Here is a 25,980-nt window from a genome sequence, read left to right on the forward strand (position 1 = left end):
ATTGTAAAAATAAATTATAATTCATTTTTGCTAATAAATTTAATAATACTTATTTCTTTTCAAATAATCATAACGATGAATTTCTTCTAAAGCATTATCATTTTTTGTTAATTGTTTTAATAAATGTTTGTCGTATCTAATGGTAAAACCAAAATGTACTGAGGTATTAGGATCTAATTCATTATAATCATGATGCACTAAACTTAAATTAAAAATGGAATATGGAGAATAACTTATTTTATAATCAACCTTTTCAAAATCCCTACTAATGTCTATACCCAAAGGCGTATAATAAGGAAATACAAAACTCATTCCAAATTCTGCTACTCTTTGTTTTGCTTCATCATCTGGAATATAATAATTTGCATAAGTTTTAAAATATTTACTATAGCCAAATTCTCCGCCAAAGCTGTGATTTTGCATATCTTCTTGACCATCGACAAAAGTATTTACACCCAATAAAAAATCTTCTTGCTTATATCGATTAATCAAACCACCGGAATAATTATAATTTTGTTCAGCAATATAAATTTCTTTTTGAAATAATAAAGTATTATTCTCATATTCATACAAAGTACTTAAATTTTTAAGCTCCAAACTCTGATTTGCAAAATCCAAATTGCTATCGGTTTGTTCTCCATTTTCCCCATTTTCAAGAATTTTTGCAAATTGAGCATTGAGATAATTTTTAAAATCAACTGATTCATCTTGTAAATTTTGCGGAGCTTCGAAAATAAACTTCCTGTCAAATTGTATCCATTCTTGATTTTGAATCACAACAGAAGAAGTGTTTGACTTTAAGGCATTTTCTAAATCATTGGCATTAGCAAAAAGAATCAAAAAACATAATAATAATTTTTTCATATTTACCCACAAAAAATACATCGGAATTATATTGTTAAGTTTTATAATACTAAAAAATAATAAATATAAATTTTTTAATATAAAAAATATTTTCACTATAAATTTTAAAGCCGAATGAAGGAGTAAATGGTGTCCACGGCGAGATTCGAACTCACGGCCTCAAAATTAGGAATTTTGCGCTCTATCCTGCTGAGCTACGAGGACAGAAAGCGGGAAAAGCTCCCGCTTGTAATTAGCCGTTTCTTTTCTTGATAATTTCTTCAGAAACATTTTTTGGAACTTCATCATAGTGATCAAATTCCATAGAATAAGTCGCACGGCCTTGAGTTTGGCTTCTAAGATCGGTTGAATAACCAAACATTTCAGCCAAAGGACAAAATGCAGTGATGATTTTATTGCCACCTCTTTCATCCATTGAATTTACTTGACCACGGCGTTTGTTAAGATCGCCGATTACATCACCCATGTATTCTTCAGGAGTTTCAACTTCAACTTTCATCATAGGTTCTAAGATTACCGCACCTGCTTTTCTAGCACCTTCTTTAAAGCCCATAGAAGCAGCAAGTTTAAACGCCATTTCAGAAGAATCCACTTCATGGTAACTTCCATCATAAACAGTTACTTTAACATCTTCTACTGGATAACCTGCTAAAACACCATTTTGCAATGCTTCTTGCACCCCTTTATCTACTGCAGGAATATATTCTTTTGGAATTACCCCACCTTTGATATCATTAACAAATTCATATCCACTACCAGGCTCAAGCGGTTCAAGGCGTAAGAATACATGTCCGTATTGACCACGACCACCTGATTGCTTAGCGTATTTATACTCTTGTTCAACTGTTTTTCTAATAGTTTCGCGGTAAGCAACTTGTGGTTGTCCTACTTCAGCTTCCACTTTAAATTCACGAAGCATTCTATCAACGATAATCTCAAGGTGTAACTCACCCATACCCGAAATGATAGTTTGACCGCTTTCTTCATCAGTAGAAACTCTAAAGCTTGGATCTTCTTGTGCTAATTTATTTAAAGCAATAGACATTTTTTCTTGATCCGCTTTTGTTTTTGGCTCCACTGCAACGCTAATAACTGGATCAGGAAAATCCATTCTTTCTAGAATTACTTTATCTTTTTCACTTGCTAAAGTATCCCCTGTTAGCGTATCTTTAAGACCTACAACCGCACCGATTTCTCCTGCATATAAAGTCTTAATTTCTTCTCTTTTGTTAGAGTGCATTTTCAATAAACGACCAATTCTTTCTTTTTTATCTTTAGTAGAGTTATAAGCATAAGAACCGCTTTCTAAACTACCACGATACACACGCACGAAAGTTAATTGTCCAACAAATGGGTCAGTCATAATTTTAAACGCAAGCCCTGCAAATTCACCATCATCTGTTGATTTTACAGAAACTTCTGTGCCATCTTCGTATTCACCTTTGATATTTGCAACTTCATCAGGAGCTGGTAAATAAGCTACAACTGCATCAAGCAAAGGTTGAATTCCTTTATTTTTAAATGCAGTTCCGCAAAGCATAGGTACCATAGAAAGACTTAAACATCCTGCTTTAATACCTGCTCTAATCTCTTCATTACTTAATTCTTCGCCACCTAGGTATTTTTCCATTAATTCATCGCTTGTTTCAGAAACTGCTTCTATCATTTTAGTGCGATATTCTTCTGCTTTTTCTTTAAGCTCTGCTGGAATTTCTTTTTCTACATAATCAGTTGGCTTATTTTCATCTTCCCAAACCAACGCTTTCATTGTGATAAGATCGATCACACCTTTGAAATTATCTTCAGCGCCAATTGGAATTTGAAGTGGAACTGGATTTCCTTTTAAGCGATTTTTAATTTGCTCTTCAACATTGAAAAAATTCGCGCCAATTCTATCCATTTTATTTACAAAAACAATTCTTGGAACACCATATTTATTTGCTTGTCTCCAAACAGTTTCAGATTGAGGTTGTACCCCACCTACTGAACAAAATACAGAAACCGCACCATCAAGAACACGCATTGATCTTTCAACTTCTATCGTAAAATCCACGTGACCTGGAGTGTCTATAAGGTTGATTTGATGATCTTTCCAAAAACAAGTAGTCGCAGCAGAAGTAATTGTAATACCTCTTTCTTTTTCTTGTTCCATCCAGTCCATAGTCGCAGCACCATCATGCACCTCACCTATCTTATGACTCATACCCGTAAAGAAAAGAATTCTCTCACTTGTAGTTGTTTTTCCTGCATCAATGTGCGCAGCAATACCGATATTTCTAACCTTTTTTAAAGGAGTACTTCTTGACATCTATTCTCCTTCTTACCAACGATAGTGAGCAAACGCTTTATTTGCTTCAGCCATTTTATAAGTATCTTCTTTCTTCTTGAATGAAGCGCCTTTGCTATTTGCTGCATCTAAAAGTTCAGCTGCTAATTTATCTATCATTGTTCTTTCGCTTCTTTTTCTAGCAAAAGAAATAATCCAACGAATCGCTAAAGCTTGTTGTCTAGCAGGACGAACTTCTACTGGAACTTGATAAGTCGCTCCACCCACACGGCGAGATTTTACCTCTAAAATAGGCTTGATATTCTCAATTGCATCATTAAAAATTTCAATACCTTTTTTCTCACCACCTTTTTTATCGATAGCTTCTAAAGCACCATACATGATAGTCGTAGCTGTGCTTTTTTTACCATCATACATTAAAGAATTAATGAATTTTGTGATTACTTTATTACCATAAATCGGATCAGGCAAGACTTCTCTTACCGGAGCTTTTCTTCTTCTCATTATTTTTCCTTCAAATTTTAAATTTTACTCAAACAAAATCAAATCTAACGGATTTGCCTGTCTAAAAAATTACTTAGCACTTGCTTTAGGACGCTTTGCACCATATTTAGAACGAGAAACTGTTCTTTTTGCAACGCCCGCAGTATCAAGCGCACCACGCACGATATGATACTTCACACCTGGTAAGTCTTTTACCCTACCGCCACGCACTAAAACAATGCTGTGCTCTTGTAGATTGTGACCTTCACCACCGATGTAGCTAATCACTTCAAAGCCACTAGTAAGTCTTACTTTGGCAACTTTTCTTAACGCTGAGTTTGGTTTTTTAGGGGTTGTTGTATAAACCCTAGTGCAAACTCCCCTTCTTTGTGGACAATTTTTAAGCGCTGGAGATTTAGATTTCTCTAAAACTTTTTTGCGCTCTTTTCTAACCAATTGATTTATGGTAGGCACAATAATTCCTTTCTTTAAAAAATATAATAAACTTTGGATAATATCTAAATTTCACTTATAAAAAAATAAAATATCGTTAATTTAAAATAACACAATTGTATCTTACCGTCATGCTTTTATATCTTGCAAAATTTCTCCCAAAACATCACTAACACAATCTTTCATTTGTTCATAAGCATAAGCTGAAAGTTGCTTCATTTGCCCATTTTCATCACGGTGATACCTTAGCGCCATTGTTTTTCCATCTTGCAAAATAGCAATTTGATCTTGAATGTTTTGCCTAATTTTCATAGGATCTGTTTCAAAAGCACGCTCATCTTTAATTTTACCCAATAAAGTACTATCTACTTTTGAAGGATCACTAACGCCTTGAATTCTCATAGCCTCTTGCCACGCAGCAGCTAATTCTGAAGCAGTAATATCAAGTAAAACAGAGCCATCAAAGTTTGTATCATCAATCATTTGTGCGTAGGTTTTATTGTTTTCATCTTGTTTTTGGTTATTCTTACTCACATAATCAGTTTTTTGCAAATAAGATAGGTTATTTGAAATTGTTATTTTTATACCTTTATATTTTTTAATAATCCACTTAGATAATCAATAGCTTGATTTTTACTAGCTTGAAAATGTGCCTCACTTTCAGCTTGTCCCATAAACAAGCCTTTTTGGATAGCATAAGGCTCTTTAATGATAGAAATTTGCTCTTCTAGCATTTGTGCTTTTAAAGAATTTGAGGCATTTTCAAAATTTTCTTGTCTTTTTCTTGTGTCCCAATAACTTACATTTGCATTACCCTCTCTAGCATTAGCTACCACCATAGAAGCTGTTAAAAAAGTATCAACTGCTAATTTTTGCTCTTTGGTATAATTCTTAGCTTCCATATCTGCACTAATTTTATTCCTAAAATCCTCATAATCACTAATGTTGGAAAATTCTGTTTTTTAAAAGAAGAAATATTATGTAAATTTGTTTCAATTTTCATCAACAATACCCACCCTTTATATTTAATCATAAATAAAAGCAAAAATTGTTCCAAATAAGCATAAAAAATAATGAATAAAAAATGTAGAATTGCGTAATCAAATTCGCAATCAGCATTAAATACTAATTGCGAAATATTTTTAATCTTGTTGTTTGATTTTTAGATCATGATCCCCATAAAGACCAGTACCAACTGGAATCATTCTACCTAAAATAACATTTTCTTTTAGATCTTCAAGATAATCAATTTTACCCGCTATACTCGCTTCGGTTAAAACCTTGGTTGTTTCTTGGAAAGAAGCAGCAGAAATCACACTATCACTTCCAATCGCAGCTCTTGTAACCCCCAAAAGCACAGGTTCAGCAATAGCTGGCTCTCCACCCATTCTAATGATTTTTTCATTTTCTTCTCTGAATTTTCTTCTTGAAATAAGATCTCCAACAATAAATTTAGTGTTTCCGCTATCTATAACTCTAACCTGTCTTAGCATTTGAGAAACTATAATTTCTATATGCTTATCAGAAATCACAACGCCTTGTCCGCGATAAACTTGCTGAATTTCAGAAATTAAATAATAATGCAAGGCTTTTTCACCTAAAATTTTAAGCACATCATGACTTGAAATGATACCATCTGTAAGCTTCTCTCCAGCATGAACAAATTCACCTTCTCTTACTTGGATATGTTTACTTTTATCAATCAAGTATTCAACACTGCTACCATCTTCTGCTTGGATAATCAATCTTTCCTTAGAGCGCAAAGGCTTGTCAAATTTCACTACACCATCGATTTCTGCAATAATTGCTGCATTTTTTGGTTTTCTTGCTTCAAAAAGTTCTGAAACCCTTGGGAGACCGCCGGTAATATCTTTAGATTTTGCTGCTGCTTTTGGAGTTTTTGCCAAAATATCAGCTTGAGAAACCTTATCACCATCATGTACAAAAATAACAGTTTTAGGTTCTAATTGATAACGAGAAGTCTTTCCACCTTTTCCTGTAATAATCAAGCTAGGTCTTACTCCACTTGGCAAATATTCATTGATGACTAAAGAGCGTTTTCCGGTAGCTTCATCAATTTGCTCATCTGCGCTATAACCGGCTTCAATATCTTCGAAACTAATCGTTCCATCAATTTCTGCAATAATGGTATTATTATACGCATCCCATTCTGCAATAACAACCTTTTCTTTATTGACCGCACTTGCAATAATAGCATTAGGATCAGTAATAACCGAACTATCATCAAATTCAATCACTGATTGTCTAGGGATATAATGTCTTTTTGCTTCTCTATCATTTTCATCTGCAATTACAACAAAAAAGCCTTTTTCTTTTACTACATCACCTTTTTTTAGATTTCTAATCCTATCTAAGCCATCGCCTTTTAAAACATAGAATTTTAAAGTTCCCACTTCACCTGCTTTAATATTTTGCACCACAGGATCACCATCTTTAACAGAAATTTCACTCGCAAATGGAATACGATTTGGCACATTCCATCCCTCTTTGATAACTTCAACTATACTTTCATCTTGCCCCACTTCAGTTCCATTTTGATAAGGCAAATAAAGCTTACCATCTATACTACCACTAACACCAGCTAATTCATTAGGCTTAGCCAAGTCATATTTTCTTAAGATATATTTTACTTCTTGCTTCTTATCTTTTACAGAAACAACCACATCCTCATGAATATTTTCAATATTCACTATACCTTTAAATGGTGCTTTAATTTTTGGTTCAACAAGTAAAACTGCCGCATTTCTGCGATTTGCAACTATACTTTTACCTTCTTTATTTTCATAAGTTTTAAGATTATAAAATCTTATAAATCCTTCTTTTTGGGCACTCACTTGTCTATCTTGCAAATCAGTACTTGCTGTTCCCCCGCTGTGGAAAGTTCTAAGTGTAAGCTGAGTACCTGGCTCACCAATAGATTGTGCTGAAATGATACCCACAGCCTCACCTGGTTTAACAAGTTTACCTTCACCAAGATTAATACCATAACATTTAGCACAAATTCCTTTTTTTGCTTTACAAGTAATAGGAGTGCGAATACTCACACTTTTAATGCCACTTTCAGTTAAAATTCTAGCTTTTTCTTCATCAATCAAAGCACCTTCTGCTAAAAGAGTCTCATTGGTAATTGGATCAATGACATTTTCAGCTAAAACTCTACCAAGAATTCTTTCCTCTAAAGTTTCTATAATGGCACCATCTGCAGTAATTTCATTAATCTCTACACCCTCGTGTGTTCCACAATCTTCAATAGTAATCTTAACATTTTGCGCCACATCAATTAATTTTCTTGTCAAATAACCCGCATTTGCGGTCTTAAGCGCAGTATCTGCAAGACCCTTTCTAGCTCCATGCGTTGAAATAAAATATTCAAGCACATTAAGCCCTTCGCGGAAATTTGAAATAATTGGCGTTTCGATGATCGAGCCATCTGGTTTAGCCATAAGTCCTCTCATTGCTGCAAGCTGTGAAATTTGTGCCGCGCTACCCCTAGCACCAGAATCGGCCATCATATAAATGGAATTAAATCCATTTTTGTCTTTTTGTACAAGCTCCATCATCTCTTTTGAGAGTATATTATTTGTGCTTTTCCAAATATCGATAATTTTATTATATCTTTCACCTGAAGTGATTAAACCAAGATTATAAGAATTTTGAATTTCTCTTACTTGTTTTTTAGCACTTTCAATATTTTTTTGCTTATGCTCTGGCACAATAATATCAGCAATTGATATAGAAACACCTGCTTTAGTCGCATATTCAAAACCTAAATTTTTAAGTCTATCTAAGAAACTTGCTGTAAGTTCTAAACCACCTTTTTTATAGACATAATCTACAAGTGCAGCAATATCTTTTTTCTTTAGAATTTTATTCCACATATTTTCAGGAACAAAGTCAGGTAAAATAGATTTAATAATCAAACGACCAGCGGTTGTAGTGATTTTTCTTCCATCAACCACAGTTTGGATATTAGCATGGATATCTAAGCAACCCGCTTCTAAAGCCATCATAGCCTCATCGATACCTGAACAAATTTTATGTGCACCCTTAGCATTTGTCTTTTCCAAAGAAAGATAATAAATTCCCAAAACCATATCTTGGGAAGGAACGGTTACGGATTTACCACTCGCTGGTAAAAGAATATTCATCGATGAAAGCATTAAAACTTTACATTCTGCAATTGCTTCTTGCGAAAGTGGTACATGCACCGCCATTTGATCCCCATCAAAGTCCGCATTAAATGCAGCACAAACCAAAGGATGAAGTTGTATGGCCTTACCTTCGACCAAAACAGGATGGAAAGCTTGTATAGAAAGCTTATGTAAAGTTGGCGCACGATTTAGCATAACAGGGTGTCCTTTAACAACCTCTTCTAAACACTCCCAAACTTCATTAGTTTTATTTTCTATCATCTTTTTAGCTTGCTTAACAGTTGTCGCATAACCTTTTTCTTCAAGCTTAGCTAACAAATGTGGCTTAAATAATTCCAAAGCCATCTTTTTAGGCAAGCCACATTGATCCATTCTAAGTTTTGGACCAACAACAATTACACTACGACCCGAAAAATCCACCCTTTTACCAAGTAAGTTTTGTCTGAAACGACCTTGCTTACCTTTGATAATTTCACTTAAAGATTTAAGTGGGCGTTTATTTGCTCCCTTAACAGCATTTGCACGACGACCATTATCAAAAAGTGCATCTACCGCTTCTTGAAGCATTCTTTTTTCATTTCTTATAATGATCTCTGGCGCATCAAGCTCCATTAATCTTTTTAAACGCGTATTTCTATTAATCACACGGCGATATAAATCATTCACATCAGAAACTGCAAATTTGCCACCATCTAAAGCAACCAAAGGACGCAAGTCAGGAGGTAATACAGGAAGATTTGTAATCATCATCCACTCTGGACGATTAGGAACCGCTTCATCACTATCCATATTGGTATTAAGATTTGAATTTAAGAAATTTTCCACAACTTTTAAACGCTTAATGATAGTTTTTTTCTTTGCCTCTGAATTCGTTGTCATCATTTCTTCTTTAAGCTGATTCAAAAGCGCCACAAGATCTAAATTAGCAAGCAAATCACGGACAACTTCACCACCCATTCTTGCTTTAAAACCACTATTTTCATAGCGTTGCATTAAGCTTTGATATTGCTCTTCATTTAAAACATCACAAAATTCAACTTTTTTATTGCTTTCATTATCATAATAAGCATCGCCTGGATTTTCTACAATATAAGCTTCATAATAAAGCACGCGTTCAAGATCTTTCATTTTAACGCCCAAAAGCGTTCCTATACGACTTGGCAAAGAATTTACATACCAAATATGTGCCACTGGAGTTACAAGCTCGATATGCCCCATTCTTGAACGACGTACTTTCGAATTTGCAACTTCAACACCACATTTTTCACATTTAACGCCTTTAAAACGCATTTTCTTATACTTGCCACAAAGACATTCATAATCACGAATAGGACCAAAGATTTTAGCACAAAAAAGTCCATCTCTTTCAGGTTTTAGGGTTCTATAATTAATAGTTTCTGGTTTTTTTACTTCACCATAGGACCATGATTTAATTTTTTCTGGGCTTGCAAGTCTTAATTGAAAAGCTTCAAAGTCTCTCGGTCTTGTTTCTTCTTTTACTTCAATGATTTTAAATTTACTCATCTTCTTCATCCTTATCAAAAATCTCAACATCTAAAGCAAGAGATTTTAATTCATTTGTTAAAACGAAAAATGTCTCTGGAATTCCTGTAGCTGGAACATTCTCGCCCTTAGTTAAAGCCTTATAAGCACTAAATCTTCCTTCTACATCATCTGATTTTATAGTAAGCATTTCTTTTAAAGTATGCGCCGCACCATAAGCTTCCAACGCCCAAACTTCCATCTCACCAAATCTTTGACCCCCAAAGAGTGCTTTACCACCAACTGGTTGCTGAGTTACCAAGCTATAAGGTCCTGTACTTCTAGCATGGACTTTTTCATCGACTAAGTGATGTAGTTTTAACATATACATACAACCAACATGAACTCTTTCTGCGATTTTTTCACCTGTGCGTCCATCGTAAAGCTCTGTTTTACCATCCATATCAATTTTTGCCATTTCAAAAAGCTTAGCAAATTCTTCTATATTTACACCTTCAAAAACTGGAGTAGCAAATTTTACCCCTTTGCTCCAATCTCTAGCATAATTTAAAAGCTCTTCATCGCTTAAATTTTTAACAAATTCTTTTTCACTTGCAAGTCTTGGAATAGAACAAATTTCAAGCATTTTTGCTCTTAATTCTTTAATAAAATCTTTTTGTTTTTTATTAAAAATTTCTTGAATTTGATCGCCAAGTCTAAGTCCAACAAGCCCCAAATGACTTTCTAAAATTTGCCCTATATTCATACGACTTGGAACGCCCAATGGATTTAGTGCAATATCAACACTCTTGCCATTTGCTAAATAAGGCATATCTACTTCTGGAACAATAGTTGAAACAATACCTTTATTTCCATGTCGTCCAGCCATTTTATCACCCACTTTAAGTTTGCGTTTAGTTGCAATGTAAATTTTTACAAGCTTAACAACCCCACTTGGTAAAATATCATCTTTTTCCAAAATTTCAAGCTTTTCATCATGTTCAGCTTTAAGCTTTTTCTTTTCATTTTGGAAGTGATTTTTCAAATCATCGTATTGTTTTTGAATTTCTTTAGAATAAGCTTTAATCAAACTATTTAAGGCAAAACGATTGATTTTTTCAAGATCTTTTATATCAACAATATCACCTTTTTTATACTCTTTATCGTTTATTTTTTGTGCTGCACTTAAAGGAGATTTTGCTAAAAGCGCACATACCCTTAAAATCTCTTCTCTATCCATCATTAAAAGTCTATCATGATGCTCTTTTTCTAAAGACATTTTTTCTTCATCATGCGCTCTTAAAGCCCTGTCATCTTTTTCATAACCTTTTTTGGTAAAAATTTTAACATCAACAACAACACCTTCTAAAGATGCGGTTGCATATAAAGATTTATTAACCACATGTCCTGCTTTTTCCCCAAAAATTGCCCTTAAAAGCCTTTCTTCTGGAGTTGGTTTAACCTCTCCCTTTGGAGAAACTTTACCTACTAAAATCATTCCTGGTTTTATATGAGTACCAATTTTTGCTATACCACTCTCATCTAAATGCGCCAAATCTTCTTCCTTAACATTAGGAATATCTTTGGTGATTTCTTCAATACCGTCTTTTAATTCTCTGGCCTCAATTTCTTTTTCATAAATATGAACGCTAGTAAAAGTATCTTCACGAATAATTCTTTCGCTTACAACAATAGCATCTTCATAATTGTAACCATTCCAAGGCATAAAAGCAATCAGTGCATTTTTACCAATAGCAAGCTCACCTTGATCCATGCTTGGACCATCGGCAATGATTTGTCCTGCTTTAACAACATCACCTTTTTTAACAATAGGATGCTGAACATAACTTGTATTTTGGTTAGTTCTTAAATTTTTCTCCATAGTATAATGATCAATAAAAGGGCCTTTGTCATCTTCACCTAAAATAAAAATACTTCTATTATCTACTTTCTCAACTACACCCGATCTCTTAGCTTTAATCGCTTCCCAAGCATCCCTTGCAATAATTTTCTCCATACCCGTTCCAACGATAGGAGCTTGACAAGTTAGCAATGGTACAGCTTGACGCTGCATGTTTGAACCCATTAAAGCTCTATTTGCATCATCGTGCTCCAAAAACGGAATCAATGAAGCAGCAACACCCACTATCATACCCGAACAAAGATCAATAAGTTGTACTTCTTCGCGTTTAGCTAATATAGTTTCTCCATCTTGTCTAGCTTCAACAAATTCTTCTATAATATTACCTTTGGCATCTATTTTTGTTGAAGCTGGTGCAATAAACAAACCTTCTTCTTGAGTTGCAGTAAGATAAACAATTTCATCACTTACTTTACCATTAACAACTTTTCTATAAGGTGCTTCAACAAAACCAAGTTCATTAACTTTTGCGTAAGTTGAAAGTGTATTAATCAAACCGATATTTTGACCTTCTGGGGTTTCAACTGGACAAATTCTTCCATAATGAGTTGCATGAACATCACGTACTTCAAAACCCGCTCTTTCTTTGACTAAACCGCCTTCACCGAGTGCAGATAAACGGCGTTTATGAGTAACTTCACTGAGTGGATTAGTCTGATCCATGAACTGAGATAATTGCCCACCTGTAAAAAATTCCATAATAATAGTCGTGATCATTTTTGGATTTACCAAATCATAAGGCATAACTTTATCAATATCTGCATTTAATGAGGTAAATTTATCTCTGATGGCTTTTTGCATTTTTGCAAGCCCTAAATGCAATTCATTTGCCAAAAGCTCTCCTATAGAGCGAATACGACGATTGCCCAAGTGATCTCTATCGTCAATATGTCCTTTACCGTTTTTAACCTTAATCAAATACTTCGTTGTTTTCAAAATATCTTCATTAGTTAAAACAGTGACATACTCTGGAACTTCAAGCCCTAATTTGTGATTCATTTTCATACGACCAACTTTTGTTAAATCATATCTTTCAGGATTAAAAAATAAATCATTGACAAAAGTTTTAGCAGCATCTTTTACTACAGGCTCTCCCGGACGCATTACTTTATAAATTCTAATTGCAGCCAAATCATTTTCATCATCAATATTTTCACTTTGTTTTAAAAGTTTCAATGTTTCATTATCTTGAATAAATGAGTTAATAATAGCCGCATCAACACCATTTGCTAAGTCATTTGCAATATCAAAACTTTTTTGTTCTTTTATTTTGGCAAGTTTACTCTCATCAAGTAAAGTGAGTGAATCAAATAAAACTTCACCTGTCTCTTTATCAATAATAGGATTTGCCAAATAACGATTTGTCAAAATTTCAACAGGATATTCAACCCATTTCAAGCCATCTTTTAAAAGTTGTTCAGCCTTTTTCTTCGTCATTCTTTTTCCAGCTTGATGGACAACATTACCTTTTTCATCTTTAATATCATATTCTATTCTGTCCATAAAGTCATTAGGATTAAACTCTGTTACAAATTTATCTTTTTTTATATGAATGGTTTGAGTTGGATAAAACAACTTAATAATATCTTGCTTCTTATAACCCAAAGCTCTAAAAAGCATGGTAATAGGAATTTTTCTTCTTTTATTAATTCTAACATAAAGTACATCTTTAGCATCGTATTCAAAATAAAGCCAAGAACCACGATCCGGAATAATTTGAGCAGTATAAACAAGTTTATTAGCTACTGTAGAACTCTCTTCTTCTTTAAAAATTACTCCTGGACTTCGGTGAAGCTGATTTACGACAACTCTTTCTACCCCATTGATAATAAAAGAAACTCTATCTGTCATCAATGGAATTTCCCTAATATAAATTTCTTGCTCTTTAATATCTTTTATACCAACTTTTTCGCCTGTTTTTTCATCTTTTTCATGCAAAGTCAAACGAATTTTCATTTTTAAATTTACAGAATAAGTAAGCCCTCTTTCCATGCATTCTCTAATTGTATATTTTGGCTTACCAATTTCACTACTAACATATTCTAAACTTAATCTATTTTGCGGATCGTGAATAGGAAAAATAGATTTAAAAACTTTTTCTATTCCGCTTTCGCTATTTGTATCATCAAGATTTAAAAAATAATCAAAACTCTTTTTTTGTAATTGTAAAAGATTTGGAATATCTAACTGCTTTGAAACATTTGAGAAGTCAACTCTTAAACGATTGCCTAATTGGTTATTTAACATTTGTATACCTCGTGTTGGTAAAAATTTAAAGGAAAGCAATCTATAAAAATATAGATTAAAAAAATACTGAGAGCGTTCTAAACCGCTCTCGATAAAACTAAAAATTACTTAAGTTCAACTTTAGCGCCAGCTTCTTCAAGTTGTTTTTTAGCTTCTTCAGCATCAGCTTTAGCTACACCTTCTTTTAAAGTTGAAGGAGTTTGTTCTACTGCATCTTTTGCTTCTTTAAGACCTAAGCCAGTTAAAGCACGAACAATTTTAATTACTTCAATTTTCTTAGCACCACCATCAGTTAAAATGATATCAAATTCTGTTTTTTCTTCAGCAGCAGCTGCAGCTCCACCTGCAACAGCTCCACCTGCAACCATAACAGGAGCAGCAGAAACGCCAAATTTTTCTTCAAATTCTTTTACAAGCTCAGAAAGCTCAAGAACACTTAAATTTGAAATAAATTCTAATACATCTTCTTTAGAAATTGCCATTTTTTATCCTTTTATTAATATTTATTCAGATTCTTTTTTATTTTTAAGCGCATTTAAACCTATTGTGAAATTGGTAATCGGCGCATTCCAAACTTGCAAAAGCATAGCAAGCAACTCATTGCGTGAAGGCATTTTAGCCAGAGCCTTAACCTTAGCCACATCCGCAACTTCACCATCAACAAAAGCAGTTTTAATTTGAAATAATTCATTATTTTCTTCAAATTTAGCAGCTACTTTTGAAACACTAAGTTGATCTTCGCCCCAAAGATAAATATTAGTATCCTTAAGAACCAAACCTGTTTTACCGGAATTATTCAGAGCAATGTTAGCCAAAGTGTTTTTAATAATTTGAACTTTTACATTGTTTTCTCTTGCATTATTTCTAAGTTCTTCTAGTTTTTTAGTAGTTAGGCCTTTATAGTTGCATACCACGATAGCTTCACTAGCTTTAAAACTCTCTTCAAGCTTAGCAATAATTTCAACTTTTTCGCTTCTAGTCACATTTTCTCCTTTCCGATTGAGATTTCAAGTAGAGTGGAAAAATCCAATTAAGCAAACACCTCGACTATCTTCAATCTAAAATAAACATCTAAAAAACAATTTTTTCACATGTTTATTTTAAAGAGTTGAAAGCAACTCTTTAAATTTTTATTTCATATCAAGCAATTCTTGAGTTTCAAGTTTTACAGAAGGGCTCATTGTTAAAGACAAAGCCGCATTTTTAATATATCTACCCTTTGCAGCAGCAGGTTTATGCTTATTAATAGCTTTTATAAATGTAGAAATATTATCCAAAAGTTGTTCTTTAGAAAAACTTACCTTTCCAAGACCTGCGTGGATATTTCCTTGTTTATCTACACGGAAATTTACCTGACCACTTTTTGCGTTATTGACAGCTTGAGCTACATCCATAGTTACTGTACCTGTTTTTGGATTTGGCATTAAACCTTTTGGTCCTAATATACGACCAACTTTACCTACTAAGCCCATTAAATTTGGTGTTGCAATCAAAACATCAAAATTCATATTTCCTTTTTGAATTTCTTCCACCAAATCATCACTTCCAACTATATCTGCACCAGCATTCTTAGCTTCATCAGCTTTTGCATCTTTAGCAATTACCGCAACACGAACTTTTTTTCCTGTACCAGCAGGCAAAACAACAGAACCCCTAACCATTTGATCAGCGTGTCTTGGATCAACATTAAGTTTTAATGCAATTTCAACTGTCTCATCAAATTTAGCAGAAGCCAAAGTCTTAACAGTCTCAACAGCTTCATTTAAAGCATACTCTTTACTTGAGTCAATTTTTTGTGATAATTCTTTCAATCTTTTTGTAATTTTAGACATTTCTTTCTCCGCATTTTAAAGTGCTTCCGCCTTTTTAAAGCTCGGCGGTATAAGAGCTTAATCTACAATTTCAACACCCATAGAACGAGCTGATCCTGCAATAATTTTAGCAGCTTGATCTTTGTCTTTAGTATTCAAATCTGCAAGTTTTTTATCAACAATCTCCATAACTTGAGCACGAGTTAATTTACCCACTTTATTTTTTAATGGATTATCTGTGCCTTTAGTAATACCTGCTGCCTTTTTTATTAAGTCTGTAGCAGGAGGTTGTTTTGTAATAAAGGTAAAGCTTTTATCAGCATAAACCGTAATTACAACAGGAATATTAAAACCCGCCATATCTTTAGTTCTTTCATTGAAAGCTTTACAGAATTCCATAATATTAACACCTTGCTGACCCAAAGCTGGTCCAACAGGAGGTGATGGATTTGCTTTAGTAGCTGCAATTTGCAACTTAATTTCACCTACGACTTTTTTAGCCATAATATTTTCCTCTCTTTAAATATAATTAAACTATTTTTTCTACTTGAGAATACAAAATTTCAACAGGAGTTGAACGACCGAAAATAGATACATTAAGTTTCAATAAACCACGCACCATATCATATTCTTCAACAATACCTGTAAAATTAGCAAAAGGCCCTTCAATAATACGAACATTTTCACCCTCATCAAAAGATATTTTAGGTTTAGGTGCTGCTTTATTTTGAGCTTTTTCTAAAATAAGATCTATATCTTTATCTGTTAATGGAGTTGGTTTTTTTGCTTCACCAATAAAACGACCAACTTTAGGCAAAGACTGAATTTTATGCCAAAGCTCTGTATTTAAATCTAAATTTGCAAAAACATATCCCGAATAAAGACTTCTTTCGCTAATTTTTTCTTTCCCATTTTTAAATTCAATAATATCTTCTGTTGGCACAACAATTTCTTTTAGCTGATCTTCGATACCATTATCTTTTACTAAATTCTCAATAGCTCTTTTAACTGCCATTTCACTACCGGCATAGGTTTGAATAGCATACCATTTATGATTAGCCATTAATACTTCCTTGCCTCAAAAAATTTGTGATAGCGCAAAGGACATGATCCAATCCACTAATGCCAAAAATAAAGAAATTACAGTTACAACTATGAATACTGTAATATAAGCATTTCTTACCTGCTCTTTTAAAGGAAAAATAACCTTACCAAGCTCTAACTTTGACAATTTAAAATAACTTACTAATTTTTCCATACTTAAACCTTAATCTATGGCAGGGCAAGAGGGATTCGAACCCCCAACCATCGGATTTGGAATCCGGCGCTCTACCGTTGGAGCTATTGCCCTAAGGGCTTCTAACTCTTTAACTTAACTTCTTTATGAAGTGTGTGTTTTTTTAATCTTGGGCAATATTTTTTTAACTCTAATTTTTCAGTTGTATTTTTACTATTTTTATAAGTGCTATAATTAATATCACCACATTCTTCACATTTTAAACCAACTTTAATTCTCATTTTATATTTTCCTTAAAATAAAGCCAAGCTTTTTAAGCTTGACTTTGTAAATTATTTTATAATTTTAGATACGACACCAGAACCAACAGTTCTACCACCTTCACGGATAGCAAAACGAGTACCTTCTTCAAGCGCTACTGGAGCTATAAGACTAACTGTGATTCTTACATTTTCGCCTGGCATAACCATTTCCACTCCATCAGCTAATTTAATTGAACCAGTAACATCAGTTGTTCTTACATAGAATTGTGGTCTATAATTATTAAAGAATGGAGTATGTCTACCACCTTCATCTTTGTTTAGAATATAAACTTCCGCTTCAAAGTCAGTATGTGGAGTGATTGACTTAGGTTTAGCAAGAACCATACCACGAATAACATCTTCTTTTTTAGTACCACGAAGAAGAACACCAACATTATCGCCAGCCTCACCTTGATCCATTTCTTTTCTAAACATTTCAACGCCAGTTACAGTAGTAGTTTGAGTATCTCTAATACCTACGATTTCAATTGTATCACCTACTTTAACTACACCTTTTTCTATTCTACCTGTAACAACCGTTCCACGACCTGAAATTGAGAAAACATCTTCAATTGGCATTAAGAAATCTTTATCAGTGTCACGAGTTGGAGTTGGTATATAGCTATCAACTGCAGCCATAAGATCCATAATTTTAGCTGACCATTCACCATCTTGTCCAGCTTTTGCTTCTTCAAGAGCTTTCAATGCAGAACCAGAAATAATTGGAGTGTCATCTCCTGGGAAATCATAAGAACTTAACAATTCTCTAATTTCCATTTCAACTAATTCTAATAACTCAGCATCATCAACCATATCCGCTTTATTCATAAAAACAACGATATAAGGAACACCTACTTGACGAGAAAGAAGAATGTGCTCTCTAGTTTGTGGCATTGGGCCATCGGCAGCAGAAACAACAAGAATAGCACCATCCATTTGAGCAGCACCAGTAATCATATTTTTAACATAGTCTGCGTGTCCTGGACAATCTACGTGTGCATAGTGACGATTATCTGTTTCATATTCGATATGTGAAGTAGCAATAGTAATACCACGCTCTTTTTCCTCAGGAGCATTATCGATATTATCATAATCTTTTAGCTCAGCCAAACCTTTTCTAGAAAGAACAGCAGAGATAGCAGCTGTTAAAGTAGTTTTACCATGATCAACGTGACCGATGGTACCAATATTTACGTGAGGCTTATTTCTTGAAAATTTTTCTTTAGCCATCTTAAATTTCCTCCATTATTTAATGATGAATTAATTACAAAAAACAAATCTATATTTATAATTTTTTAGAATCAATGGAGCTCATAGCGGGAATTGAACCCGCGACCTCTCCCTTACCAAGGGAGTGCTCTACCTCTGAGCCATACGAGCGCTCAGAAAAATATACAAATATAGACAACAAAAACCTAGAATCTCGGAAAATAAAAACTGTAAGTCAATAAATAAATACAGCTCCCAGTTTCCTTAATTATAATGGAGCGGGAAACGGGACTCGAACCCGCGACCCTCAGCTTGGAAGGCTGATGCTCTAGCCAACTGAGCTACTCCCGCAAAGCATGGTGGTGAGTCGTGGATTCGAACCACGGAAGGCGAAAGCCAGCAGATTTACAGTCTGCCCTCGTTGGCCACTTGAGTAACTCACCTTGAAAAATGTGCTTTTATTCTGGTCAAACACTGCTAAAATGGAGCTGGTTAAGGGACTTGAACCCCCGACCTGCTGCTTACAAGGCAGCTGCTCTACCAACTGAGCTAAACCAGCAAACTTTTAAAAATAAATTGGGATTGTATCTGAAATTTTATATTTTGTCAAGGCTTTTTTGACATTTTAATCAATTAATTTTAATTTTATTGTTTTTTGCTATAAATATTTATTGAAGTTTATTATATAATCACACAAACATAAATCATCAAATAAGGTAATAGTAATGAAAATTCTTTTTTCTCCTAGTGAAAGCAAAAACGAAACTTCTAATTTTTCTCCCATTGATGAAAATTCTTTTATTTTTCCCGAACTATTTAAAAAAAGACTTGAAGTAATTAAGCACTTTAATACTTATATATCTTTTGCAAGCCAGCAAGAACTTATAAATTTATTTGGCATTAAAAAAGAAAATGAAATTATAAAACTCAAACAAAATCTTTTAACCTTGTCTACTGCACAAGCTATTGAAAGATATAGTGGGGTTTCTTATGAATACTTAGACTACAGTACTTTAAATTTGGAAGCAAAAAATTATATTTTGCAAAATGTTATAATATTTTCTAATTTATTTGGTCCTATTTTAGCGGCTAATCTTATACCTTTTTATAAATTTAAACAAGGTGCCAAAATTGCAAATTTTAATATAGAGCAGTTCTACAATACCTATTTTTCTACTGCTTTAGATGAATTTCTCAAAGATGAAGAATTGTTAGATCTTAGAGCGGGTTTTTATGAAAAATTTTACACTCCAAAACGCAAATTTAGCAGCTATAAATTTATAAAAAATGGCAAAATTGTCAGTCATTTTGCAAAAGCTTATAGAGGAATTTTGCTTAAAATTTTAGCACAAAATCAAATTCAAAATAACAAAGAATTATTAGAGTGCTTACCGCAAACTTTAAAAGTAAAAGAAGTGCAAATTAAGGGCTTTAAAGAAGAGATAATTCTCGAAATAATTTCTTAGTTTTAATAAACTTATAAGCGTAATAATGTAAAATATTTTCTTATTTTTACCAAAGAAATAATAAGTATTTAGGAGTTAAAATAATGGAATTTATGTATTGGACTATGATTATCATTTTTTTATTAATAGTCTTTTTAATCACAAATCGTTACGAAAAAAAGCTTCAGATTTTTTCCAAAAATATAGAAATTCTCAAAAATGAGGTTCAAGAACTAAAAAATACTGTTGAAAAAAATCGTATGCTTATAGAAAAAAATCGCTCTAATATCGAAGTAATCTCTCAACAGCAAGATAAAATTTCATAAATTAGCTGCAATTAATTCCAAGGGATTTTTAAAAACCACTTTGCTATTATTTTGTTCCAAAGCATTAGAAATTTGCATTCTGCAAGCCGAACACTCCGCACTTACCACACAAGCTTGACTTTCATCTATCATCCTAGCCTTTTGCATCCCTACACCCAAGGCTCTATCGTAATAATCTGTTTGCATACTCACGCCACCAAAGCCACAACAAGCATTAGAATCACTCATTTCAACAAAACGATAATTTGCCTTTAAAAGCTCTCTAGGCTCTTTGAAAACACCTTGCATTTTTTTTGCATGGCATGGATCATGATAAGTTACGCTTATATTTAAATTCTTTTTATTTTTTAATATTTCTTGTAATGGAGTGAATTTATAAAAATACTCACTTGCCATATAAATTTTAGAAGAAACCACCTTAGCACGTTTTGCCCATTCTAGCTCATTTTGCATATGGAAAAAATGTTCATAATCAACTTTAATCATAGCTGAACATGTTGCTTCAGGAATGATGATGACCTCTAAATTTTCTAGCTTTTTTTCAAAATATTCTATATTTTTTTTAGCCAAAATTTCAACACTTTTAAAATCTCCGGTAAAGTATTGTGGTGCACCGCAGCAAACTTGATCTTTCATTAAATCTATATTAATTTTTAACTCTTTAGCAATTTTAAGTACCGAATTTGCAGTGTCTATATAAAAATAATTCGCCAAGCAACCCACAAAAAATCCTATGGTTTTTTCTCCGCCATTATCAATAAAGCTAGGGTTTGAATTTAAAAAGCTTTTTTTATTAAAACTTGTTAGCAATCTTCCTTTTTTTATAAAAGGCATAGAAAATTTAGCTCTCATACCTACATTTTGATCTTTTGCTTGAATTTTAAACGCACAACTTTGAAACACATAACCAAATTTCGCAACAACATCTAAAATTTTGCGTCTTCTTAAAAAGAAAAATATAAGTTTCTTATACCACGCTATGCCAAATTCTTTAGCAATATCATGACGCACTTTTTCTATAGCACTATCAACTTTTAAATGACTAGGACAAACCTCAACACAATTTGTGCATAAAAAACAAGACTCAAATATTTTTTTTAAATTTTTATCTAGCCTCAACTCTTTTCTCTCATAAGCTCCCAAAAGATCCAAAAAACCTCTAGGACTAGTTATTTCATCTGCACTAACATTATGAATCGTGCAACTTGGAATACACTTCCCGCATTTTACACAAGCATCACTAATTTCACTAAATTTCATCTCACACCGTTTTAGAAAATACTTTTTTATCTTCGCTAATATTTTTCATATAAGCATCAAAGCACATTGCTATATTTCTAATAAGCAAAGCACCTGTTTCATTAACTCTGATATAATTTTCGTCTAAATCAATAAAGCTCTTATAGTCTTCTAAGCTTTTTAATTCTTCCTCAAAATACTCTTTAAAATCAATTTTGAATTCTTTTTCTATTCTTTTAATATCAAGTCTAAAATTTGCCATCAATTCCATAATCACAGCTTTTCTAAGCTCATCATCATAGCTTAATTTAATCCCCCTTTCAAAAGGTAAAATTCCCTTATCAATTGCGGCTTCATAGCTTGGCATATCTTTAAAATTTTGCGCATAATGACTTTGTCCTTCACCAATACTTGTAAGTCCAACACCAATTAAATCTGCGCCACCTTTAGTAGTATAACCTTGAAAATTTCTATGCAGGGTTCCATTTTCCAAAGCTTTAAAAAGTTCATCTTCTTCTTTTGCAAAGTGATCCATTCCTATCATTTTATAACCATTCTTAGTTAAAAATGTCTCGCAATACTCTAAAATTTGAAGTTTTATATCAGGACTTGGTAAAGTATTTTCATCAAATTTTCTCATATTTTTCTTAAGCCAAGGTACATGTGCATAGTTGAAAATCGCTAAACGATCGGGATTGATTAAAAGCGCTTGTTCTAAAGTTTGTTTAAAAGTTTCCAAGGTTTGAAAAGGTAGACCATAAATTAAGTCCATATTTACGGACTTTATACCTCTATCTCTTACCATATTAACCGCATTTTGTGTTACCCCAAAAGGTTGAATTCTATGAATTTCTTTTTGCACTTTTTCGTTAAAATCCTGCACTCCAAAACTAATGCGATTAAAGCCATTTTTGGTTAAAACATCAGCTTGCTCTTCATTTAAAAATCTAGGATCAATCTCGCAACTAATTTCTGCATCTTTACTAAAATTTGCAAACACTGACTTAATTTTTAAAATCAAACTTTCTAATTGCTTGGCACTAAAAAAAGTAGGAGTCCCACCACCAAAATGCATTTGCACCACTTCTCTTTTAGTGTCTAAAATAGTGCTTAAAATGTCAAGCTCTTTAAAAAGATAGTTTAAATACCTTTCTTTGCTTTCTTCTTTAGCAGTATAAATTACATTACAACCACAAAAATAACAAGCACTCCTACAAAATGGCAAATGAAAATAAAGCGATAAAGCTTTATTTTGTTTTTTTAAAATTTCCACATATTCTTCATATTTAAAATCTTTATTAAATTCCACTGCAGTAGGATAAGAAGTATAACGCGGTCCTGCCTTAGAATACTTTACAAAAGCTTTATAATCTCTCATTATTTTTCGCCCTTTCTATCATAGCTTGCATATCGACAAATAAATTTGGATGCTCTTTTTTAATGTCTGCAACTAATTTTTCAAGATCAATATTAACTTCCACATTGCCATCTTGTGCTTTGCGCTTTATCTCGTCCATCGCCACTATCCAAGCATCATTAAAATCAATAGGAATTTGCTGATAAATCGCTTTTTCAAGACGCAACTCAAAATTTTCGCTTTGACTTTGTTTTAAATTTTCTAAAATGCCTTTAAGACTCGATAAAGAAACAAGGGTGTGAATTTCATCGTTTTCATCTACAATAAACCAAGGCTCAGGAGAATCAAAGCTACCATTTTTAAGCACTAAACATTTTTCATTTTCATTCTCGCTTTGCTTCATTTCAAAAATAGCTCTATCTTCTTTTTTCATACCTAAATTTTGGCTAAATTCATCAATGCGTTTTAAACAATTACTATATTTTTTAAGCTCTTTCATATACATTTCTCCTTGTTTTTGTTATATTATATTTTAGCTTCTAAAATCAAATTTTGTCCTATAAATTTTATATTTTTAATAGTGGCTGGTAAAAGGCAAAGTATTTCTTCATCTTTGCTACTTTGATTTATTCTTTTAAAATATAATACTTGATAAGCCACTGGTTCAACTCCACAAGGTCTTATACCAAATGGTGCAATAAGCTCACCCATACAACAAGTAAATTTCTCATTTTCTAAAAAACACTCTTCGCCAAAAGCTCTAAGCAAAAAACCTTTTTCATTTTGCACAATGCTATCGCTAAGTATGCAAGTTGGAATAGTTAAAAAAAAATGTATAATAAATGGCAATACTGCTAAAATGATAGGAAAAAATAAATAAACAGACTCAAGCAATTGATCTAAATTTACTTTTGTGCGTATGCGTAGCCCATTTATTTCTAATAAAAAATAAGCAAATAGAATTGCAAAAACAATCAATACCCATACGAAAACAATGCGTTTTGTAAAATTACTGCTTTTAAACAAAGGATTATCAATTTGAATATGTTTTTTTCTAAAAATATTTTTAAATCTTTTGCCAAAACGACAAACTCGCATATACTTATACAAATCCCAATAAAGGTATAAAGCTATAATAAGAAAAAACGCATCTGTTAATAATAATCCCAATGTTAGCTCCATAAGTCTTATTTTTCCTTATCCAAAAAACAAAGCAAGGCTTTTACCACATAAAGGCGATTTCTTGCTTCTTCAAAAATCACTTTTGAATGCTTTTCAAAACTCTCTTCGCTTACTTCATAACCCCTATAAGCAGGTAAGCAATGCAGTAAAATCGCATCTTCATTTGCCACACTCATTGCCTTTTCATCAATGATAAAGCCTTCAAAATCCTTGATTTTCTTTTCTTTTTCATTTTCTTCGCCCATAGAAACCCAAGTATCAGTAATAACTACATCTTTATTTTTTATAGCCTCAAATTTATCATTTGTTAAGGCAATTTTTGCTCCTGAAGTTTTTGCCTTTTCTTTGGCAAATTCTAAAATTTCACTATTAATTTCATAATTTTTTGGCAAAGCAATGCTAATTTCAAAACCAAGAATTGAAGATGCAATAAGCCAAGAATTGCACATATTATTACTATCGCCTACAAAAGCTACTTTTGCGGTATTATTTTGCATTTTGTTGTATTCTTTTATAGTGAGTAAATCGCCTAAAACTTGCGTTGGATGGTAAAGCTCACTTAAAGCATTGATAACCGGTGCTTTAGAATACTTAGCAAATTCCACTAAACTTTCATGCTTATTTACCCTCATCATCACAAAATCAACCATTGCGCCAATGACTCTGGCTGTATCTTTTATAGGCTCGCCACGACTAAGTTGTAAGTCATTACTGCTTAAAAACAAAGCCTTTCCACCAAGCTCTGTAATAGCAAGCTCAAAAGCCATTCTAGTTCTTGTAGAATTTTTCTCAAAAATCATCGCTAAAGCTTTGTCTTGTAAAAGCTTTTTAGGATTTTTTTTAAGCTCGCTTGCGTGTTCTACAAGACTTAAAATTTCATCTTTTGAAAAATCTCTGAGTGTTAAAAAATGTCTCATTTTTCTCCTTTTAGCATTTTGGCTAATTCTTTAGCATGATAAGTGATGATTAGCTTTGCACCCGCTCTTTTAAAAGCTATCATTGTTTCATAAAGAACCTTTTCATAATCAATCACTCCGGCATTTTTTGCCGCTTTTAGCATAGCATACTCGCCGCTTACATTATAAACACACAAAGGCAAATTTGAATGCAGTGAAATTTCTTTTACTACATCAAGATAAGCAAGAGCGGGTTTTACCATTAAAATATCTGCTCCTTGCGCTTCATCTTCTAAGCTTTCTTCTAAAGCTTCTTTACCATTTGCAAAATCCATCTGATAGCTTTTTCTATCACCATAGCTCGGAGCTGAGTCTGCTACATCGCGAAACGGCCCATAATAGCTTGAAGCAAATTTAGTAGAATAGCTCATGATGGGTAAATTCTCAAAGCCTTCTTCATCTAAAGCCTTGCGCAAAGTTTCTATAATGCCATCCATCATTCCACTAGGTGCTATCATATCAACCCCAGCTCTTGCATGAACTAAGGCTTGTTTGGCAGAAATTTCTAAGGTCAAATCATTATCTACGCTTTTAGTTTTTGGATTAATAATCCCACAATGCCCATGATCTGTATATTCACAAAAACAAAGATCGCTGATAATAAAAAGTTCTGGAAATTCTTTTTTTATCTCTCTTATACTTTTTGCAATAAGCCCTTCATCATCCAATGCATCACTTCCACAACTATCTTTTTTATCATTTTCAAGGACACCAAAAAGAATGATGGCTTTTATACCAAGCTCGCTTATAATTTTACATTCTTTTAAAATTTCATCTAAACTCATTTGAAAAACATCAGGCATTGATGAAATTTCTTTCTTAATTCCTTTGCCATTTACTACAAAAAGTGGATAAATCAAATCACCAATGTTTAAGGAATTTTCTCTAACCATAGCTCTTAAATTTTCATTTAATCTTAATCTTCTAAAGCGTTTAAACATAATTTTTGCCTTTTTTGCTAAAATTTAGCTCAAAGTTTAACATAAAAATTATTATAGAAAGTATTG

At 32.9% G+C, this 25,980-nt stretch carries 24 protein-coding genes and 6 tRNA genes; 2 read left to right on the forward strand and 28 right to left on the reverse strand.

Annotation, left to right across the window (positions count from 1 at the left end; translation table 11 throughout):
* Positions 1 to 39: 39 nt before the first annotated feature.
* The 22 genes from ELQ16_RS03015 to ELQ16_RS03120 all read right to left on the reverse strand — a co-directional run bounded on the left by ELQ16_RS03015 (position 40) and on the right by ELQ16_RS03120 (position 19,027).
* Positions 40 to 864, reverse strand: a complete 825-nt coding sequence (locus ELQ16_RS03015; protein ID WP_134238101.1) for an inverse autotransporter beta domain-containing protein — start codon at positions 862 to 864, stop codon at positions 40 to 42.
* Between the two features lie 127 nt (positions 865 to 991).
* Positions 992 to 1,068: transfer RNA gene (locus ELQ16_RS03020), tRNA-Arg, on the reverse strand.
* Positions 1,069 to 1,096: 28 nt separating this feature from the next.
* Positions 1,097 to 3,172, reverse strand: coding sequence for an elongation factor G (fusA, locus tag ELQ16_RS03025; RefSeq protein ID WP_134238102.1), 2,076 nt, complete (start codon positions 3,170 to 3,172; stop codon positions 1,097 to 1,099).
* Between the two features lie 12 nt (positions 3,173 to 3,184).
* Positions 3,185 to 3,655 carry a 30S ribosomal protein S7 gene (gene rpsG / locus ELQ16_RS03030; RefSeq protein WP_134238103.1) on the reverse strand — a complete coding sequence of 157 codons (471 nt, stop codon included), beginning with the start codon at positions 3,653 to 3,655 and terminating at the stop codon, positions 3,185 to 3,187.
* 69 nt (positions 3,656 to 3,724) lie between these two features.
* The gene (gene rpsL, locus ELQ16_RS03035; protein ID WP_002780802.1) at positions 3,725 to 4,108 is read right to left on the reverse strand and encodes a 30S ribosomal protein S12; all 384 of its coding nucleotides are present in this window, start codon (positions 4,106 to 4,108) and stop codon (positions 3,725 to 3,727) included.
* A gap of 108 nt (positions 4,109 to 4,216) precedes the next feature.
* Complete coding sequence (locus tag ELQ16_RS03040; RefSeq protein ID WP_134238104.1) at positions 4,217 to 4,621, reverse strand: hypothetical protein; 405 nt, start codon at positions 4,619 to 4,621, stop codon at positions 4,217 to 4,219.
* A gap of 47 nt (positions 4,622 to 4,668) precedes the next feature.
* Positions 4,669 to 4,989, reverse strand: coding sequence for a hypothetical protein (locus ELQ16_RS03045; protein ID WP_134238105.1), 321 nt, complete (start codon positions 4,987 to 4,989; stop codon positions 4,669 to 4,671).
* Positions 4,990 to 5,229: 240 nt separating this feature from the next.
* Positions 5,230 to 9,783, reverse strand: coding sequence for a DNA-directed RNA polymerase subunit beta' (rpoC, locus tag ELQ16_RS03050; RefSeq protein ID WP_134238106.1), 4,554 nt, complete (start codon positions 9,781 to 9,783; stop codon positions 5,230 to 5,232).
* A complete protein-coding gene (gene rpoB, locus ELQ16_RS03055; protein ID WP_134238107.1) occupies positions 9,776 to 13,909 on the reverse strand; it encodes a DNA-directed RNA polymerase subunit beta in 4,134 nt (1,377 codons plus the stop codon). Before rpoB ends, rpoC begins: the two co-directional genes overlap by 8 nt.
* Positions 13,910 to 14,013: 104 nt before the next feature.
* Positions 14,014 to 14,391, reverse strand: a complete 378-nt coding sequence (gene rplL, locus ELQ16_RS03060) for a 50S ribosomal protein L7/L12 (RefSeq protein ID WP_134238108.1) — start codon at positions 14,389 to 14,391, stop codon at positions 14,014 to 14,016.
* A 21-nt stretch (positions 14,392 to 14,412) separates the two neighbouring features.
* On the reverse strand, positions 14,413 to 14,892 hold the full coding sequence (gene rplJ, locus ELQ16_RS03065; RefSeq protein WP_134238109.1) for a 50S ribosomal protein L10: 480 nt from the start codon (positions 14,890 to 14,892) through the stop codon (positions 14,413 to 14,415).
* Positions 14,893 to 15,039: 147 nt separating this feature from the next.
* On the reverse strand, positions 15,040 to 15,741 hold the full coding sequence (gene rplA / locus ELQ16_RS03070) for a 50S ribosomal protein L1 (RefSeq protein ID WP_134238110.1): 702 nt from the start codon (positions 15,739 to 15,741) through the stop codon (positions 15,040 to 15,042).
* 57 nt (positions 15,742 to 15,798) lie between these two features.
* The gene (gene rplK, locus ELQ16_RS03075; protein ID WP_134238111.1) at positions 15,799 to 16,224 is read right to left on the reverse strand and encodes a 50S ribosomal protein L11; all 426 of its coding nucleotides are present in this window, start codon (positions 16,222 to 16,224) and stop codon (positions 15,799 to 15,801) included.
* Between the two features lie 25 nt (positions 16,225 to 16,249).
* Entirely contained in the window at positions 16,250 to 16,783 is a 534-nt protein-coding gene (gene nusG, locus ELQ16_RS03080; protein ID WP_134238112.1) for a transcription termination/antitermination protein NusG, read from the reverse strand.
* A 15-nt stretch (positions 16,784 to 16,798) separates the two neighbouring features.
* A complete protein-coding gene (gene secE, locus ELQ16_RS03085; protein WP_134238113.1) occupies positions 16,799 to 16,978 on the reverse strand; it encodes a preprotein translocase subunit SecE in 180 nt (59 codons plus the stop codon).
* A gap of 17 nt (positions 16,979 to 16,995) precedes the next feature.
* Positions 16,996 to 17,071, reverse strand: a tRNA-Trp gene (locus ELQ16_RS03090).
* 8 nt (positions 17,072 to 17,079) lie between these two features.
* Positions 17,080 to 17,238: a 50S ribosomal protein L33 gene (gene rpmG / locus ELQ16_RS03095; RefSeq protein ID WP_002793551.1), complete on the reverse strand. Its 159-nt coding sequence runs from the start codon at positions 17,236 to 17,238 to the stop codon at positions 17,080 to 17,082.
* Between the two features lie 51 nt (positions 17,239 to 17,289).
* Positions 17,290 to 18,489 carry an elongation factor Tu gene (tuf, locus tag ELQ16_RS03100; protein ID WP_134238114.1) on the reverse strand — a complete coding sequence of 400 codons (1,200 nt, stop codon included), beginning with the start codon at positions 18,487 to 18,489 and terminating at the stop codon, positions 17,290 to 17,292.
* 75 nt (positions 18,490 to 18,564) lie between these two features.
* A tRNA-Thr gene (locus ELQ16_RS03105) sits at positions 18,565 to 18,639 on the reverse strand.
* Positions 18,640 to 18,742: 103 nt separating this feature from the next.
* Positions 18,743 to 18,819, reverse strand: a tRNA-Gly gene (locus ELQ16_RS03110).
* A 6-nt stretch (positions 18,820 to 18,825) separates the two neighbouring features.
* A tRNA-Tyr gene (locus tag ELQ16_RS03115) sits at positions 18,826 to 18,911 on the reverse strand.
* 40 nt (positions 18,912 to 18,951) lie between these two features.
* Positions 18,952 to 19,027 (reverse strand) — tRNA-Thr (locus ELQ16_RS03120).
* Positions 19,028 to 19,193: 166 nt separating this feature from the next.
* Here ELQ16_RS03120 and ELQ16_RS03125 point away from each other — a divergent pair.
* Both ELQ16_RS03125 and ELQ16_RS03130 read left to right on the forward strand, forming a co-directional pair.
* Complete coding sequence (locus tag ELQ16_RS03125; RefSeq protein WP_134238115.1) at positions 19,194 to 19,934, forward strand: YaaA family protein; 741 nt, start codon at positions 19,194 to 19,196, stop codon at positions 19,932 to 19,934.
* A gap of 83 nt (positions 19,935 to 20,017) precedes the next feature.
* Positions 20,018 to 20,239: a hypothetical protein gene (locus tag ELQ16_RS03130; protein ID WP_134238116.1), complete on the forward strand. Its 222-nt coding sequence runs from the start codon at positions 20,018 to 20,020 to the stop codon at positions 20,237 to 20,239.
* Here the strand turns inward: ELQ16_RS03130 and ELQ16_RS03135 are convergent.
* Genes ELQ16_RS03135 through hemB form a run of 6 tightly spaced genes read right to left on the reverse strand, consistent with a single transcriptional unit; the run spans position 20,234 to position 25,914 of the window.
* Entirely contained in the window at positions 20,234 to 21,499 is a 1,266-nt protein-coding gene (locus ELQ16_RS03135; protein WP_134238117.1) for a (Fe-S)-binding protein, read from the reverse strand. The genes ELQ16_RS03130 and ELQ16_RS03135 overlap by 6 nt on opposite strands.
* Before the next feature lies 1 nt (position 21,500).
* Complete coding sequence (hemN, locus tag ELQ16_RS03140; RefSeq protein ID WP_134238118.1) at positions 21,501 to 22,856, reverse strand: oxygen-independent coproporphyrinogen III oxidase; 1,356 nt, start codon at positions 22,854 to 22,856, stop codon at positions 21,501 to 21,503.
* On the reverse strand, positions 22,843 to 23,334 hold the full coding sequence (locus ELQ16_RS03145) for a DUF2603 domain-containing protein (protein ID WP_134238119.1): 492 nt from the start codon (positions 23,332 to 23,334) through the stop codon (positions 22,843 to 22,845). Before ELQ16_RS03145 ends, hemN begins: the two co-directional genes overlap by 14 nt.
* Positions 23,335 to 23,360: 26 nt before the next feature.
* Positions 23,361 to 24,005 carry a hypothetical protein gene (locus ELQ16_RS03150; protein WP_134238120.1) on the reverse strand — a complete coding sequence of 215 codons (645 nt, stop codon included), beginning with the start codon at positions 24,003 to 24,005 and terminating at the stop codon, positions 23,361 to 23,363.
* Positions 24,006 to 24,022: 17 nt separating this feature from the next.
* On the reverse strand, positions 24,023 to 24,934 hold the full coding sequence (gene argF, locus ELQ16_RS03155) for an ornithine carbamoyltransferase (protein ID WP_134238121.1): 912 nt from the start codon (positions 24,932 to 24,934) through the stop codon (positions 24,023 to 24,025).
* Positions 24,931 to 25,914 (reverse strand): porphobilinogen synthase, encoded by a 984-nt coding sequence (gene hemB, locus ELQ16_RS03160; protein WP_134238122.1) that lies wholly within the window; start codon positions 25,912 to 25,914, stop codon positions 24,931 to 24,933. Before hemB ends, argF begins: the two co-directional genes overlap by 4 nt.
* Positions 25,915 to 25,980: the final 66 nt, after the last annotated feature.

This window comes from Campylobacter sp. US33a, assembly GCF_004378855.1.
Classification (GTDB): Bacteria; Campylobacterota; Campylobacteria; order Campylobacterales; family Campylobacteraceae; genus Campylobacter_D.

What these genes read in the sequence shown, in the direction of transcription:
- ELQ16_RS03145 (WP_134238119.1), bottom strand. Translation starts at nt 23,334, where the DNA reads ATGAAAGAGCTTAAAAAATATAGTAATTGTTTAAAACGCATTGATGAA.
- ELQ16_RS03135 (WP_134238117.1), bottom strand. Translation starts at nt 21,499, where the DNA reads ATGAAATTTAGTGAAATTAGTGATGCTTGTGTAAAATGCGGGAAGTGT.
- argF (WP_134238121.1), bottom strand. Translation starts at nt 24,934, where the DNA reads ATGAGACATTTTTTAACACTCAGAGATTTTTCAAAAGATGAAATTTTA.
- nusG (WP_134238112.1), bottom strand. Translation starts at nt 16,783, where the DNA reads ATGGCTAATCATAAATGGTATGCTATTCAAACCTATGCCGGTAGTGAA.
- ELQ16_RS03045 (WP_134238105.1), bottom strand. Translation starts at nt 4,989, where the DNA reads ATGGAAGCTAAGAATTATACCAAAGAGCAAAAATTAGCAGTTGATACT.
- rplL (WP_134238108.1), bottom strand. Translation starts at nt 14,391, where the DNA reads ATGGCAATTTCTAAAGAAGATGTATTAGAATTTATTTCAAATTTAAGT.
- ELQ16_RS03125 (WP_134238115.1), top strand. Translation starts at nt 19,194, where the DNA reads ATGAAAATTCTTTTTTCTCCTAGTGAAAGCAAAAACGAAACTTCTAAT.
- rpsG (WP_134238103.1), bottom strand. Translation starts at nt 3,655, where the DNA reads ATGAGAAGAAGAAAAGCTCCGGTAAGAGAAGTCTTGCCTGATCCGATT.
- rplK (WP_134238111.1), bottom strand. Translation starts at nt 16,224, where the DNA reads ATGGCTAAAAAAGTCGTAGGTGAAATTAAGTTGCAAATTGCAGCTACT.
- ELQ16_RS03015 (WP_134238101.1), bottom strand. Translation starts at nt 864, where the DNA reads ATGAAAAAATTATTATTATGTTTTTTGATTCTTTTTGCTAATGCCAAT.
- rpoC (WP_134238106.1), bottom strand. Translation starts at nt 9,783, where the DNA reads ATGAGTAAATTTAAAATCATTGAAGTAAAAGAAGAAACAAGACCGAGA.
- rpmG (WP_002793551.1), bottom strand. Translation starts at nt 17,238, where the DNA reads ATGAGAATTAAAGTTGGTTTAAAATGTGAAGAATGTGGTGATATTAAT.
- fusA (WP_134238102.1), bottom strand. Translation starts at nt 3,172, where the DNA reads ATGTCAAGAAGTACTCCTTTAAAAAAGGTTAGAAATATCGGTATTGCT.
- ELQ16_RS03130 (WP_134238116.1), top strand. Translation starts at nt 20,018, where the DNA reads ATGGAATTTATGTATTGGACTATGATTATCATTTTTTTATTAATAGTC.
- rplA (WP_134238110.1), bottom strand. Translation starts at nt 15,741, where the DNA reads ATGTCTAAAATTACAAAAAGATTGAAAGAATTATCACAAAAAATTGAC.
- hemN (WP_134238118.1), bottom strand. Translation starts at nt 22,856, where the DNA reads ATGAGAGATTATAAAGCTTTTGTAAAGTATTCTAAGGCAGGACCGCGT.
- secE (WP_134238113.1), bottom strand. Translation starts at nt 16,978, where the DNA reads ATGGAAAAATTAGTAAGTTATTTTAAATTGTCAAAGTTAGAGCTTGGT.
- rpoB (WP_134238107.1), bottom strand. Translation starts at nt 13,909, where the DNA reads ATGTTAAATAACCAATTAGGCAATCGTTTAAGAGTTGACTTCTCAAAT.
- tuf (WP_134238114.1), bottom strand. Translation starts at nt 18,489, where the DNA reads ATGGCTAAAGAAAAATTTTCAAGAAATAAGCCTCACGTAAATATTGGT.
- hemB (WP_134238122.1), bottom strand. Translation starts at nt 25,914, where the DNA reads ATGTTTAAACGCTTTAGAAGATTAAGATTAAATGAAAATTTAAGAGCT.